The sequence below is a fragment of the Thalassotalea atypica genome, assembly GCF_030295975.1.
Taxonomy (GTDB): Bacteria; Pseudomonadota; Gammaproteobacteria; order Enterobacterales; family Alteromonadaceae; genus Thalassotalea_F; species Thalassotalea_F atypica.
This window is the reverse complement of record NZ_AP027364.1, coordinates 4,372,115-4,386,062: the sequence shown is the minus strand read 5'-3', so window position 1 is coordinate 4,386,062 and position 13,948 is coordinate 4,372,115. Positions and strand designations below refer to the sequence as shown.

Genomic DNA, 13,948 nt, shown 5'->3' with positions numbered 1-13,948 from the left:
TTCATTGTTTTATATATATTTTATATTTCTTATAGATTAAATTTATCCTAAAAAAGTATCGCTATAATATTTAGCTATTACGATAAACTAATAACATTTATGACTGAAAATGTTATTAATATGTGGATAGATTTAGATCGAGAGGATCTTCGTACGATCTTTATGCATTTAATTGTATCTAAGCATTGACATTAGACTATTCTCTATATAAAATTCGCCCTCTTTTTTTAGACCAGTGTGCTCATTACGGCTGTTTGCCAGGGCAACAATAACCGACGGATTAGCGTAATGAAAAGAACATTTCAACCTAGTGTATTAAAGCGTAAACGCAACCACGGATTCCGTGCACGTATGGCGACTAAGAACGGTCGTGCAGTAATTGCACGTCGCCGTGCTAAAGGTCGTGCTAAGCTAAGCGCATAATCTCTTTCATTAGAGATAAGTAGCCCAGTTTCCTTATGACTAAGGTTACTTACGAATTTAACCGGGAATCACGTTTGTTGACTCCCGGTCACTTTCAATCTGTATTTAAAAATCCTATTAGATTTGGTTCTAGCCATTTCACCATTCTTGTTACTCCCAATTTAAATAATCAAAACCGTCTCGGATTAGCTATTGCTAAGAAACGAGTAAAACTTGCTGTGCAACGAAATCGTGTAAAACGTTTGGTTCGCGAAAGTTTTCGATTAAATCAACATGCCCTGCCAAATATTGATATGGTAATTATGGTTAAATCAGGCATTGATAATTTAGATAATGCCACCATTAATAAACAGTTAGAAAAGATATGGCGAAAAATAAATCAACGCCACAAAAAATAGCCTTACTGATTATTAAAGGTTATCAAAAGTGGATCAGTCCGCTATTAGGAAACAATTGTCGCTTTCAACCCACCTGCTCTCAATATGCAATTGAAGCAATTAATTACTACGGAGTAGTAAAAGGTAGTTGGTTAGCTGCAAAACGTATATTAAAATGCCATCCACTTAATGCGGGTGGAGAAGATCCCGTACCGTTACCGAAAAAAGAGAAATAACATATTATGGAATCCATACGCAGTATGCTTTTTTTTGCTCTTTTGGCCGTATCATTTTTGCTATACCAACAATGGCAACTTGATAACGCACCAATTGTAGAGCAACAACCAAGTAGTGATGTACCTGTTGCTACCCAAACATCAAATGACGACTTTGTTCCAGCACCTTCTGCTTCAAGCAGTACAGCTGACATAACCGTAGCTAAAGTAAACAATCAGCAACTAATTTCGGTAACGACTGATGTTCTAGCTGTAAAAATTGATACTCGCGGTGGCGACATCGTTGAAGTTAAATTATTAGCTTACGATACAGAGCAAGGTAGCAACGTACCATTTACCATTTTACAGAATGGCCAGATGAAATATGTTGCCCAAAGTGGCCTTACAGGCGCCAATGGTATTGATCGTGTGGTAAAAGGCCGCCCTATTTACCAAGTTCAAGCTAAAGAATATGCTACTCAAAACAATGAGCCATTAACTATCCCACTCGTATACGTAATGGAAAATGGTATTAAAGTAACGAAATCTTTTACCTTTAACCCTGCAACTTACGATATAGCCGTCAATTACGAAGTTAATAACCAAACAAATAATGCCGCAAGTGTTCAAATGTATGGTCAATTAAAACAATCGAGCCTAGTTGAGCAGTCATCAGGATTGATTCCTACCTATCGCGGCGCAGCATTTTCTACTACAGAAGAACGCTACGAGAAATACGACTTTGAAGACATTGCCGACGCAAACCTAAATAAACTCACACAGGGTGGTTGGGTAGCAATGCTACAACACTACTTTGTTTCAGCTTGGGTTCCAGATGCCAATGCAAACAATCAACTTTATACGAGTTATACAAATTCTGGTGATGCCGTTATCGGTTTTAAAGCACCTGTAATTAATATTGATCCAAACACCGCAGCAAATACATCCGCCGTATTTTATGTTGGCCCGAAAGATCAAGATGCATTAGCAAGTATTGCTGATGGTTTAGATCTAACAGTAGATTTTGGCTTCTTATTTATGATCAGCCAACCATTACATTGGTTATTAATGCAGATTCAAAGCATTGTAGGTAACTGGGGTATTGCTATTATCATCATTACTTTGATTGTAAAAGGTGCTATGTACCCGTTGACCAAAGCGCAATATACGTCAATGGCTAAAATGCGTGAGTTACAACCTAAAGTAACCTCATTAAAAGAACGTTTCGGTGACGACAGACAAAAAATGTCTCAAGCTATGATGGAACTGTACAGAAAAGAAAAAGTGAATCCCGCTGGTGGTTGTTTACCTATCTTACTGCAGATGCCAATATTCCTAGCGTTATATTGGGTATTCCTTGAAAGTGTCGAATTACGTCACGCCGAGTTTGGCCTTTGGTTAACGGATTTATCTTCTAAAGACCCATACTACATTTTACCGTTATTAATGGGTGTAAGTATGTTTATCATGCAAAAGATGCAACCAGTAACGATTCAAGACCCTATGCAACAAAAAATGATGCAATACATGCCAGTCATTTTTACCGTCTTTTTCTTATGGTTCCCATCAGGGTTAGTCCTTTACTGGTTCATCAGTAACGTGATTTCTATTGTACAGATGAAAATAATATTTAATGGGATAGAAAAGGCTAAAGCGAAAGCCGCTTAAACCAGTAAATGAATTAAAGAAGGCGGCTATTTAGTCGCCTTTTTCTATATATACCATCAATGAAATTAACGGTTTATAATAAAGCCATCATTATCCCGTCAGTAACTGAGATACGCTAAATGCAAGAATACACGCTAAACGCAGAGCAACATGACACTATCGCAGCACAAGCCACAGCGCCTGGGCGAGGCGGAGTGGGAATAATAAGGATCTCCGGTCCCAAAGCCAGTGACGTCGCAAAAGTTCTTTTAGGCGTGATACCAGAAACCAGAAAAGCCGAATACCTTTCGTTCAAATCAGTTGATGGTGAAACACTCGATCAAGGTATTGCTCTCTTTTTCAAAGGACCTAACTCTTTTACAGGCGAAGATGTACTCGAACTGCAAGGACACGGTGGGCCAATCATATTGGACATGCTGCTAAAAGAAATTCTAAGCCTCGAGAAAATACGAATGGCAAATCCTGGCGAATTTAGTGAACAGGCCTTTCTAAATGATAAGTTAGACTTAACCCAAGCCGAAGCCATCGCTGATTTAATTAATTCAAGCTCAGAGCAAGCAGCACGATGTGCCCTTCATTCACTGCAAGGTGATTTTTCAACGCTTGTCCATCAAATGGTTGAAAACATCATTCATTTGAGAATGTACGTTGAAGCTGCAATAGATTTTCCTGAAGAAGAAATCAATTTTCTTGAAGATGAAAAAATAGTTAATGATCTAAAAGGCATCATCACAGAAGTAGAAAAAGTCAAAAAACAGGCTCAGCAAGGGAGCATTATACGCGAAGGTATGCGAGTCGTTATCGCAGGTCGCCCCAATGCCGGGAAATCAAGCTTACTTAACGCGTTAAGTGGCAAGGAAACAGCTATTGTTACTGACATTGAAGGAACAACGAGAGACGTACTTACTGAGCAAATTCACATCGACGGCATGCCACTTCATATCATTGATACAGCGGGGCTTCGCGAAAGCCCAGATAAAGTCGAACAAATTGGCATTGAGCGCGCTTGGAAAGAAATAGAACAAGCGGATCGTGTCCTGCTGATGGTAGACTCTAGCACGGATCCTATTTCCGATATCAAAACCTATTGGCCTGAATTTTTTGAAAAACTTCCAAAAAACATCGGCTTAACCATTGTTAGAAACAAAGCCGATCTACATCAAGCAACAACAGGTCTATCAGAAGAGAATGAGCGACAAACTATAACCCTTTCAGCTAAAACAGGATCTGGCGTTGAAGTATTGAAAGAACACCTTAAAGCGATTATGGGCTTTCAAGGCAGCACTGAAGGGGGCTTTATGGCAAGACGTAGGCACTTGGTCGCATTAGACAACGCACATAAGCATCTCATTACAGGACTTGATCAACTAGAATCGTACGTCGCAGGCGAAATCCTTGCAGAAGAATTACGAATTTGTCAGCAAGAACTAGATCAAATCACCGGCGAGTTTTCAAGTGATGATCTCTTAGGGAAAATATTCTCTTCATTTTGTATTGGTAAATAATGCGTGCATAGTATTATTACCCCTAGGCGAATTATCGGCAGAGCTGTTTAGACTGCCGATATTAAAGCCACGATATATTCATCAACAACTTTTTCTGGTCTAAATAACTCTTCCAATCACCAATTATCGGTTTCTATCTGTCTATAAATAGCCTACGAAAATGGAAACCATTTAGATCGTTTTGTTCCTAAATGATCGATATTGCCCCTTCTTTAATCATCATTATTGATAGACATAACATCCTAGAAAGGATGTTTTCATCGACATAAAAAATAGATATTGCATGATAGAATAGCTATTATTTTCTTATTAAATAGGTCAAATCATGCGCTCTTTTCAAATTATTGTTGGCAGTATGTTAGGGGGAACGGAGTATGTTGCTGAAGCATGCCAAGAGGCATTAGAAGCAAAAAACCATCAAACGATGATACATTTAACACCCAAATATTCAGAAGTTTCGCTCGAAAATCAAATTTTATTGGTCATTACATCAACACATGGTGCCGGTGACTACCCTGACAATATTAAGTCATATGTTGAAGATCTAGAAAAAGACGATCGCGATCTATCAACAGTTGAATTTATAGTGATCGGGATCGGAGACTCAAGTTACGATCAATATTGTCAAGCAGCAAAAAATATAGAAAACCTATTAATTTCAAAGGGTTGCAAAATGATAACTGAAAGTAAATTGTTCGATATGCAAGACGACATCGATCCAGAGGAACTATCTGCACAGTGGATATCCGCGCAAATAGATCAACTTATATGATCTTATCAAAATGTTATCCACAAAATAACCCGTAAAACATACCCAATGTTAATAACTTTGGGTAAAACCCGTTATTTTCTTATTATTATTCAGTGCATTAATATCAAACTAAAATCAGCTGTGGATAAATAGGTCTTTTGATCAAAGCTTTTACAGCAGATGATCAAAGTTTGATCACAGGGTTTATATCAAACTAACTGTATGTAATATCTAATAAAAAATGAGTTATCAACAGAAAATGCGTTTACTAATAAGTAATAATAATAAGATCTTTATATAGATCTTTATATTTAATTAAGGATCACACTCAGATCTTTTTTACTCATTTGATCATTCCCCTTAGGTACAAAAAAATGTAAAATATGTGTCCTTTAATTTTCAGGCTCAGGTAAAAAATATGTGGTATCAAGAATCATTCGATGTGATTGTTGTTGGTGGTGGACATGCAGGAACAGAAGCATGTTTAGCAGCAGCACGCATGGGGTGTAAGACACTTTTATTGACTCACAACATTGATACCTTAGGCCAGATGTCTTGTAATCCTGCGATCGGTGGGATTGGCAAAGGACATTTAGTCAAAGAAATTGACGCGCTTGGCGGATTAATGGCAACAGCAATTGATCATTCAGCCATTCAATTTAGAACGCTGAACGCAAGCAAAGGCCCAGCAGTGCGTGCAACCAGAGCCCAAGCAGATAGAGTTCTATACAGAAATTTTGTTCGTTCAACGTTAGAGAATCAAGAAAATTTAACTATTTTTCAACAACCTTGCGACGATCTGATCTTAGAGAACGATCAAGTTATTGGTGTTTCAACTCAAATGGGATTGAAGTTTAGAGGAAAAACGGTTGTTTTAACTGTAGGTACCTTCTTGGCTGGGCAGATCCATATTGGCTTAAATAATTATGAAGGTGGCCGTGCTGGTGATCCTGCAAGTGTAAATTTATCCAATAAACTTCGTGATCTGCCGTTTAGAATGGATCGTTTAAAAACAGGTACACCACCTCGTTTAGATGCAAGAACATTGGATTATTCAGTGATGCAAGAACAGCCAGGTGACACGCCTCGCCCAGTATTCTCATTTATGGGATCGCAAGATGATCATCCTGAACAAGTTTCATGTTATATCACGCACACCAATGAAAAAACGCACGATATAATTCGTAATGGCTTAGATCGGTCGCCAATGTACACAGGTGTTATAGAAGGAATAGGCCCTAGGTATTGTCCTTCGATAGAAGATAAAATCACACGTTTTTCAGATAAAGATTCCCATCAAATATTCGTTGAGCCAGAAGGGCTAACAACGAATGAAGTCTATCCTAATGGTATATCAACTAGTTTACCTTTTGATGTTCAAATGGATCTTGTTCGTTCGATTAAAGGATTTGAAAATGCGCATATCATGCGTCCTGGCTATGCTATTGAATATGATTACTTCGATCCTCGAGATCTAAAACAAACTTTAGAAAGTAAATTAGTAAACAACTTATTTTTTGCGGGACAGATTAACGGCACAACAGGCTATGAAGAAGCCGGTGCGCAAGGGTTATTGGCCGCAGCCAATGCAGCTAACCGCGTTCTAGAGCGTGAAAATTGGATTATTGGTCGCGATCAAGCTTACATGGGTGTTTTAGTAGATGACTTGGCAACCCTAGGTACCAAAGAACCTTACCGCATGTTTACCTCTCGTGCCGAATACCGTTTATTGCTTCGAGAAGACAATGCCGATATTCGTCTTACTGAAAAAGGACGTGAGCTAGGTTTAGTTTGCGATAAACGTTGGGCAAGGTTTAATGAAAAAATGGAAACGATTGAACTTGAGCGTCAACGCTTAAGATCGACTTGGGTACAGAAAGATCATTCTGCAACAGAATTATTAAATCCTTTGTTGAAGAATCCAATATCGCGTGACAACTCATTAGAAGATATTTTACGTCGACCAGAAACTCGTTATGAGGATATAATGGCTATTGATGCCTTTGGCCCTGCAGTTTCAGATAGACAAGCGGCAGAACAAATTGAAATTCAAATCAAATATGCCGGTTATATTGAGCGCCAACTAGATGAAATATCGAAAAAGAAACGTCACGAAGAAACCTTAATCCCGTTTGACTTTAACTATGATCAAATTTCTGGTTTATCAAATGAAGTGGTGGCTAAGTTGACTGATGCGAAACCAGAAACTATTGGTAAAGCGTCACGAATTTCTGGCATTACTCCCGCAGCAATATCGTTATTGTTAGTTTATCTTAAGAAACATGGCCTACTGAGAAAGACGGCTTAAGAGTTCATGAATGTTACAAAGTAAATTATTAAAGCTTATATCGCAGACTGATATTGAGCTGTTACCGTTGCAAATAGAGCAGTTGATACTATACGTTGAGCTTCTAAATAAATGGAATAAAACGTATAACCTCACTTCAGTAAGAGACCCACAAGATATGCTTGTTAAGCATATAATGGACAGTTTAGTTGTAGGTAATTATTTGAAAGGTAATAATTTTATTGACGTTGGTACGGGTCCTGGTTTACCGGGAATTCCATTATCTATATTGTATCCTGAGCGAAATTTTGTATTATTAGATAGCTTAGGTAAGCGGATCACATTTTTACGTGAAGTGATTTACCAGCTAAAACTTAAAAATGTAACGCCTGTGCAATCGCGTGTAGAGCAATATATCCCTGAGCAGCCATTTGATGGTGTTCTCAGCCGAGCTTTTTCTTCTTTAGAAGACATGGTCAATTGGTGTAAGCATTTAGTAGAAGTAGAAAACGGGCGTTTTTTCGCGTTAAAAGGACAATTCCCTAAAGACGAAATAGCTGCTATGCCAAGTGATATAGTAGTCGTAGACAGTGTGAGTCTTAAGGTGCCAGAATTAGACGGCGATAGACATTTAATAGAACTAAAAAAAATTAACTAAGTGTTTGGGGATCTTGTGGGACGAATTATTGCTGTTGCCAATCAAAAAGGCGGCGTAGGTAAAACAACAACATCAGTCAATTTGGCTGCGTCATTAGCGGCAACAAAACGCAAAGTATTGTTGATAGATTTAGATCCTCAAGGTAATGCAACCATGGGCAGTGGTGTCGATAAATATGACGTGCATGCTTCCTGTTATGAATTACTCGTTGAAGAACTACCCTTTAATGATGTTGTTGTTAAAAACACTAATGGTGTTTATGATTTAATCGCTGCCAATGCAGATGTTACTGCCGCAGAAATCAAACTAATGGAAGTGTATGCCCGTGAAATGAGGCTTAAAAATGCACTTGCCCCGATTAGAAATGACTATGAATTTATCATAATAGATTGCCCTCCTTCATTGAACATGTTGACCGTTAACGCAATGACTGCTGCAGACTCAGTGTTAGTGCCAATGCAATGTGAATATTATGCTTTAGAAGGATTAACGGCGTTAATGGACACCATATCTAAGCTAACATCGGTGGTAAATGACAATTTAAAAATTGAAGGTATCTTACGTACCATGTACGATCCACGTAATCGCTTGGCCAATGATGTATCCGAACAATTAAAACGTCATTTTGGCGACAAAGTTTATCGCACAGTCATTCCACGCAATGTACGTTTAGCTGAAGCACCAAGTTTTGGTGCACCTGTGATGTATTATGATAAGTCATCTACGGGCGCTAAAGCATACTTGGCGTTAGCCGGTGAGATACTTCGCCGTGATGAACAGATAAGAAAAGCAAAGAAAAAACAACCTGTTACTTAGTATTATTCAAGGAAATTTATGAGCCCTTCAAAGCGCAGAGGTTTAGGCCGCGGTTTAGACGCCCTTTTAACTACAGCCCCAAAACCAGAGTCAACTAATGTTGATGAAAACCCTGCTCAGAAAGGTGAATTGCAGCAACTTCCTATTGAACAGTTACAACCTGGTAAATATCAACCACGAAAGGATATGTCGGCAGATGCATTAGAAGAATTGTCTAATTCCATTCGTTCTCAAGGTATCATACAGCCAATTGTAGTACGCACACTTGCTGAAGATAGCTTTGAGATTATTGCAGGAGAACGCCGTTGGAGAGCAGCACAACTTGCTGAAATCGCAATTGTCCCTTGTTTAATTAAAGATGTACCGGATGAAGCTGCCGTTGCCATTGCACTGATTGAGAATATTCAGCGTGAAGACTTAAACGCTATGGAAGAAGCGATTGCTCTAGAGCGTTTGTTAACTGAATTTGAATTAACGCATCAAGAGGTGGCGGAAGCTGTTGGTAAATCACGTACTACCGTCACTAATTTACTTCGCCTCAATAATTTAAACGATGATGTTAAAACCTTATTGGAGCATGGCGATATTGAAATGGGTCACGCCCGGGCACTACTCGCATTAGAAAACGACTTACAAACAACAACTGCAAGAACTGTCGTTGCTAAAGAGTTAACAGTCAGAGAAACAGAAGTACTGGTTAAAAAAGTACAAGAACCAGAAAGAGAAAAAGTTGAAAAAACTAAAGATACTAATACGATATCTTTAGAACAAAACCTCTCAGAACGTATCGGTTCACAAGTGAATATTAGCCATAATAAAAAAGGCAAAGGTAAGCTTGTAATCTCGTACGCAAACCTTGAAGAATTAGACGGTATTATTTCAAAAATTAACTAAATTGCTATATTTGTAACCAGCGTTTAAAACTTTCATCTGTACAAAAGACATTTCGTTCAATAACAGGGCATTTGACTCCCTATTTTGTTGCAAATTAACAGCAATTAAGTATACTTGCGGAGATTTTTTAAGATGACAATTTTTCTTAGAAAGAATGCAGAAGATACGAAGTTTTTCGTTTGAGGTTATAAAAGTTGAATCGACTCGCACAGCCCGGTAGAAAATTAACAAGGCAGCAGTTGGTTTTATCAGTTTTCCTTACTTTAGTATCCGCTGTATTAACATATTTTATTTGGGGGTTAGGTCATGCGTACTCTGCCTTGGCAGGTGGCAGCATCGGCATAATCCCTAATTTTGTGTTTGCGCTGTATGCTTTTAGACATGCAGGAGCTCGCGCTTCTGAACTAGTGATGAACTCTTTCTTTAAAGGCGTGAAAATAAAAATGGTATTGACAGCGATTCTTTTCGCATTGTGTTTTAAATTTATCACGCTGTCTTTATTACCATTTTTTATGACATATATTTTAGCGGTAGCGTCACCCATTGTGTTCGCTGCGGCAACCAAGTTTACTTTTAATCAACAATAATTGGGATACAAGATGGCAGCAGATACTGGCTCTTATATCAAGCATCACTTAACTAACTGGTCAGTTAGCGTCGGTGAAGGAAGCTTTTGGACACTCCACGTGGATACGTTGGGTTGGTCAATCTTCTTGGGCTTGATTTTTCTACTCACTTTCCGTTCAGTGGCGAAAAAAGCAACAACAGGCGTTCCAGGTAAACTGCAATGTGCAGTTGAAATGATCGTTGAATTTGTCGACAAGAGTGTTAAAGAAACATTTCACGGCAAAAACTCGTTAATTGCTCCGCTTTCATTAACCATCTTTGTGTGGATCTTGCTAATGAACGCAATGGATTGGGTTCCTGTTGATTTAATCCCTACGATTGCACAAGCAATTGGTGGTGCAATGGGGGTTGATCCTGAACATGTATACATTAAGTCTGTACCAACGACAGACATGAATATGACGTTCGCACTCTCTCTCGGTGTGTTTTTCTTAATCATATTCTATTCAATCAAAATAAAGGGTTTAGGTGGTTTTGTAAAAGAACTAACATTACAACCGTTTAACCACCCTGCGTTCATTCCAGTTAACTTTATCTTGGAGTCAGTAACGTTATTAGCTCGCCCTGTTTCTTTGGCATTACGTTTATTCGGTAACCTATATGCAGGTGAGTTAATATTTATTTTGATAGCAACAATTGGTTTATTCCAATTACCAGTTCACTTTTTGTGGGCCGCGTTCCACTTGCTAGTAATCCCGCTTCAAGCTTTCATTTTCATGATGTTAACCATCGTGTACTTGAGCTTGGCGCATGAAGATCACTAACTTTTCGGGAAAAAGTTAGAACGGCATTAGCCGGCCCGAAGGGTTAAGGGCAGGACGCCCGCAAAACGAATTACTTTTTTAACTTTATAACTTACTTTTAAATAATCGGAGATTAATATGTTATATATCGCTGTTGCTCTACTAATCGGTTTAGGTGCTTTAGGTACTGCGATTGGTTTCGGTCTACTAGGTGGTAAATTCTTGGAATCAGCTGCTCGTCAACCTGAGCTTGCTCCTCAACTTCAAGTGAAAATGTTCATCGTAGCAGGTCTTATCGATGCGATCGCTATGATCGGTGTTGGTATCGGCTTATACCTATTATTCGCTGTTGGTGCATAAGAGTCTCAACATAACCCGCGAATTTAATAGATATTAGGAGGTACACAAATGAACATTAACGTAACCTTAATCGGTGAATTAATCGCATTTGTCGTATTTGTAATTTTCTGTATGAAATACGTATGGCCGCCACTTATGGCTGCTATCGAAGATCGTCAGAAAACTATTGCTGATGGCCTTGCTGCTTCAGACCGTGCAGAGAAAGAACTTGAGCTTGCTCAAGGGAAAGCAACTGCGCAGTTAAAAGAAGCAAAATCACAAGCTGCGGAAATCATTGAAGCTGCGAAAAAACGCGAAGCTCAAATGATTGAAGAAGCTGCTGATAAAGCAAATGCTGAGAAAGATAAAATCTTAGCTGCTGGTCACGCAGAAATTGAGTCTGAACGCAATCGCGCTAAAGAAGAGCTTCGTGCACAAGTTGCCGCTCTTGCTGTAGTCGGTGCCGAGAAAATTCTTGAGCGTTCAATTGATGTCGCTGCACACAGCGACATCTTAGATAAACTAGTCGCTGAGCTTTAAGAGGAACTGAGCTATGTCTGAATTGACAACCGTTGCTCGTCCTTATGCTAAAGCAGCGTTCGATTATGCTGTTGAAGCTAATGCCGTAGATAACTGGTATGAAATGCTAGTGTTTGCTGCTGAAGTTTCGAATAACGAGACGATGACAAGCTACCTTTCAGGTGGTGCGTCGGTTGAACAAGCACGAGATTTATTCTTGAATGTTTGTGATAGCCAGCTAGACAGCAATGGCCAAAACTTAATTAAAGTTATGGCTGAAAATGAACGCTTGTTGGTGCTGCCGCAAGTTGCTTCTTTATTTAGTGAATTAAAAGCTGAATACGAAAAAGAAGTCACTGTGGATGTAACGTCTGCCGTTGAATTAACAGCAGAACAACAAACTACATTAAGCGCCGCGCTTGAAAAGCGCTTGGCACGTAAAGTAAAGCTCAATTGTATTGTAGATGTAAATGTCGTATCAGGCTTAATTATTAGAGCTGGTGATATGGTTATTGATGGTTCAATCAGAGGTAAATTGAACCGTTTAGCTACAACAATGCAATCTTAACTGGGGAACAGAGCATGCAACTGAATTCCACTGAAATCGCTGAACTGATCAAAAAACGTATTGAACAGTTCGACGTAGTTAGTGAAGCTCGTAACGAAGGTACTATCGTTTCTGTAACAGACGGTATTATTCGCATCCACGGTCTTGCTGATGTAATGCAAGGTGAGATGATCGAACTTCCTGGCAACCGCTACGCTATCGCGTTAAACCTTGACCGTGACTCGGTCGGTGCGGTTGTAATGGGTCCTTATGCGGATCTAGCTGAAGGCGTAAAAGTAAAAGGTACTGGTCGTATTTTAGAAGTACCAGTAGGACGCGGCTTATTGGGCCGTGTTGTTAACACTCTAGGTGAACCAATTGATGGCAAAGGCCCAATTGAAAATGACGGCTTCGCTCCTGTTGAAGTTGTAGCACCAGGTGTTATCGATCGTAAATCTGTTGATGAGCCAGTTCAAACTGGTATCAAATCAATCGATTCAATGATTCCAATCGGTCGTGGTCAGCGTGAGCTTATCATCGGTGACCGCCAAATTGGTAAATCAGCGATCGCACTCGACGCAATTATTAACCAGAAAAACACAGGTATTAAGTGTGTATACGTAGCTATCGGTCAGAAAGCGTCTACCGTTGCTAACTTAGTACGTTCTTTAGAAGAGCACGGCGCGTTAGATAATACTATCGTTGTAGTTGCATCAGCTTCTGAAGCAGCGGCACTACAATACTTATCTGCGTACTCTGGTTGTACAATGGGTGAATACTTCCGTGACCGCGGTGAAGATGCACTAATCGTATATGATGATTTGTCTAAGCAAGCTGTTGCTTACCGTCAAATTTCATTGCTTTTACGTCGTCCGCCAGGCCGTGAAGCATACCCAGGTGACGTTTTCTATCTTCATAGTCGTCTACTAGAGCGTGCTGCTCGTGTAAACGAAGACTATGTTGAGCGTTTCACTAACGGTGAAGTAAAAGGTAAAACAGGTTCATTAACTGCATTACCTATCATCGAAACGCAAGCCGGTGATGTATCAGCATTCGTACCAACTAACGTAATCTCAATTACCGATGGTCAGATTTTCTTAGAATCTAACCTATTTAACTCAGGTATTCGTCCTGCAGTTAACGCTGGTATTTCAGTATCTCGTGTTGGTGGTGCAGCGCAAACGAAAATCATCAAGAAACTTGGTGGTGGTATCCGTTTAGCACTTGCACAATACGCTGAATTAGCGGCATTTGCTCAATTCGCTTCTGACTTAGATGACGCAACACGTGCACAATTAGAGCACGGTGAGCGCGTAACTGAGCTTATGAAGCAAAAGCAATACAGCCCATTGTCTATCGCTGAAACAGCGGTATCGTTATTTGCAGCTGAAAAAGGCTACTTAAACGATGTTGCAATCAACAAAGTTGTTGATTTTGAAGAAGCGTTACATTCTTATGTTAGCAATGAGCACGCTGAGTTGATGGCTACTATCAACGAGAAAGGCGACTATAACAAAGACATCGAAGCAGGTTTGGTTAAAGCACTTGACGCGTTCAAGTCTACTCAAACTTGGTAATA

General features: G+C 39.4%; 16 protein-coding genes. All 16 read left to right on the top strand.

Annotated elements, in window-relative coordinates; translation table 11 throughout:
* Positions 1–288: 288 nt before the first annotated feature.
* Positions 289–423: a 50S ribosomal protein L34 gene (gene rpmH / locus QUE03_RS19620; RefSeq protein ID WP_068547039.1), complete on the top strand. Its 135-nt coding sequence runs from the start codon at positions 289–291 to the stop codon at positions 421–423.
* 35 nt (positions 424–458) lie between these two features.
* Entirely contained in the window at positions 459–821 is a 363-nt protein-coding gene (rnpA, locus tag QUE03_RS19615) for a ribonuclease P protein component (RefSeq protein ID WP_286263829.1), read from the top strand.
* Positions 788–1,036 carry a membrane protein insertion efficiency factor YidD gene (gene yidD, locus QUE03_RS19610; protein WP_286263827.1) on the top strand — a complete coding sequence of 83 codons (249 nt, stop codon included), beginning with the start codon at positions 788–790 and terminating at the stop codon, positions 1,034–1,036. Before rnpA ends, yidD begins: the two co-directional genes overlap by 34 nt.
* Before the next feature lie 6 nt (positions 1,037–1,042).
* Positions 1,043–2,683 (top strand): membrane protein insertase YidC, encoded by a 1,641-nt coding sequence (gene yidC / locus QUE03_RS19605; protein ID WP_286263825.1) that lies wholly within the window; start codon positions 1,043–1,045, stop codon positions 2,681–2,683.
* A gap of 119 nt (positions 2,684–2,802) precedes the next feature.
* Positions 2,803–4,188 carry a tRNA uridine-5-carboxymethylaminomethyl(34) synthesis GTPase MnmE gene (mnmE, locus tag QUE03_RS19600; RefSeq protein WP_286263823.1) on the top strand — a complete coding sequence of 462 codons (1,386 nt, stop codon included), beginning with the start codon at positions 2,803–2,805 and terminating at the stop codon, positions 4,186–4,188.
* Between the two features lie 325 nt (positions 4,189–4,513).
* A complete protein-coding gene (locus tag QUE03_RS19595) occupies positions 4,514–4,960 on the top strand; it encodes a flavodoxin domain-containing protein (protein WP_286263821.1) in 447 nt (148 codons plus the stop codon).
* Positions 4,961–5,357: 397 nt separating this feature from the next.
* Positions 5,358–7,247: a tRNA uridine-5-carboxymethylaminomethyl(34) synthesis enzyme MnmG gene (gene mnmG, locus QUE03_RS19590; protein ID WP_286263819.1), complete on the top strand. Its 1,890-nt coding sequence runs from the start codon at positions 5,358–5,360 to the stop codon at positions 7,245–7,247.
* 10 nt (positions 7,248–7,257) lie between these two features.
* The gene (rsmG, locus tag QUE03_RS19585) at positions 7,258–7,884 is read left to right on the top strand and encodes a 16S rRNA (guanine(527)-N(7))-methyltransferase RsmG (protein WP_286263817.1); all 627 of its coding nucleotides are present in this window, start codon (positions 7,258–7,260) and stop codon (positions 7,882–7,884) included.
* Between the two features lie 15 nt (positions 7,885–7,899).
* Positions 7,900–8,700 carry a ParA family protein gene (locus QUE03_RS19580; protein WP_286263814.1) on the top strand — a complete coding sequence of 267 codons (801 nt, stop codon included), beginning with the start codon at positions 7,900–7,902 and terminating at the stop codon, positions 8,698–8,700.
* An 18-nt stretch (positions 8,701–8,718) separates the two neighbouring features.
* Positions 8,719–9,594 (top strand): ParB/RepB/Spo0J family partition protein, encoded by an 876-nt coding sequence (locus tag QUE03_RS19575; protein WP_286263812.1) that lies wholly within the window; start codon positions 8,719–8,721, stop codon positions 9,592–9,594.
* Positions 9,595–9,788: 194 nt separating this feature from the next.
* Positions 9,789–10,181, top strand: a complete 393-nt coding sequence (locus tag QUE03_RS19570) for an ATP synthase subunit I (RefSeq protein ID WP_286263811.1) — start codon at positions 9,789–9,791, stop codon at positions 10,179–10,181.
* A 12-nt stretch (positions 10,182–10,193) separates the two neighbouring features.
* Positions 10,194–10,985 carry a F0F1 ATP synthase subunit A gene (gene atpB, locus QUE03_RS19565; protein WP_286263809.1) on the top strand — a complete coding sequence of 264 codons (792 nt, stop codon included), beginning with the start codon at positions 10,194–10,196 and terminating at the stop codon, positions 10,983–10,985.
* A 117-nt stretch (positions 10,986–11,102) separates the two neighbouring features.
* Complete coding sequence (atpE, locus tag QUE03_RS19560; RefSeq protein WP_089153031.1) at positions 11,103–11,324, top strand: F0F1 ATP synthase subunit C; 222 nt, start codon at positions 11,103–11,105, stop codon at positions 11,322–11,324.
* Between the two features lie 48 nt (positions 11,325–11,372).
* Positions 11,373–11,843 carry a F0F1 ATP synthase subunit B gene (gene atpF, locus QUE03_RS19555; RefSeq protein WP_286263807.1) on the top strand — a complete coding sequence of 157 codons (471 nt, stop codon included), beginning with the start codon at positions 11,373–11,375 and terminating at the stop codon, positions 11,841–11,843.
* A gap of 13 nt (positions 11,844–11,856) precedes the next feature.
* The gene (gene atpH / locus QUE03_RS19550) at positions 11,857–12,390 is read left to right on the top strand and encodes a F0F1 ATP synthase subunit delta (protein WP_286263805.1); all 534 of its coding nucleotides are present in this window, start codon (positions 11,857–11,859) and stop codon (positions 12,388–12,390) included.
* A gap of 14 nt (positions 12,391–12,404) precedes the next feature.
* Positions 12,405–13,946, top strand: coding sequence for a F0F1 ATP synthase subunit alpha (gene atpA / locus QUE03_RS19545; protein WP_286263803.1), 1,542 nt, complete (start codon positions 12,405–12,407; stop codon positions 13,944–13,946).
* The last annotated feature ends 2 nt before the right edge of the window (positions 13,947–13,948 follow it).

Coding starts and splice junctions, on each gene's coding strand:
- atpA (WP_286263803.1), top strand. CDS start 12,405: ATGCAACTGAATTCCACTGAAATCGCTGAACTGATCAAAAAACGTATT.
- mnmG (WP_286263819.1), top strand. CDS start 5,358: ATGTGGTATCAAGAATCATTCGATGTGATTGTTGTTGGTGGTGGACAT.
- QUE03_RS19595 (WP_286263821.1), top strand. CDS start 4,514: ATGCGCTCTTTTCAAATTATTGTTGGCAGTATGTTAGGGGGAACGGAG.
- QUE03_RS19575 (WP_286263812.1), top strand. CDS start 8,719: ATGAGCCCTTCAAAGCGCAGAGGTTTAGGCCGCGGTTTAGACGCCCTT.
- rsmG (WP_286263817.1), top strand. CDS start 7,258: ATGTTACAAAGTAAATTATTAAAGCTTATATCGCAGACTGATATTGAG.
- rnpA (WP_286263829.1), top strand. CDS start 459: ATGACTAAGGTTACTTACGAATTTAACCGGGAATCACGTTTGTTGACT.
- atpE (WP_089153031.1), top strand. CDS start 11,103: ATGTTATATATCGCTGTTGCTCTACTAATCGGTTTAGGTGCTTTAGGT.
- rpmH (WP_068547039.1), top strand. CDS start 289: ATGAAAAGAACATTTCAACCTAGTGTATTAAAGCGTAAACGCAACCAC.
- atpH (WP_286263805.1), top strand. CDS start 11,857: ATGTCTGAATTGACAACCGTTGCTCGTCCTTATGCTAAAGCAGCGTTC.
- mnmE (WP_286263823.1), top strand. CDS start 2,803: ATGCAAGAATACACGCTAAACGCAGAGCAACATGACACTATCGCAGCA.
- yidC (WP_286263825.1), top strand. CDS start 1,043: ATGGAATCCATACGCAGTATGCTTTTTTTTGCTCTTTTGGCCGTATCA.
- atpB (WP_286263809.1), top strand. CDS start 10,194: ATGGCAGCAGATACTGGCTCTTATATCAAGCATCACTTAACTAACTGG.
- yidD (WP_286263827.1), top strand. CDS start 788: ATGGCGAAAAATAAATCAACGCCACAAAAAATAGCCTTACTGATTATT.
- atpF (WP_286263807.1), top strand. CDS start 11,373: ATGAACATTAACGTAACCTTAATCGGTGAATTAATCGCATTTGTCGTA.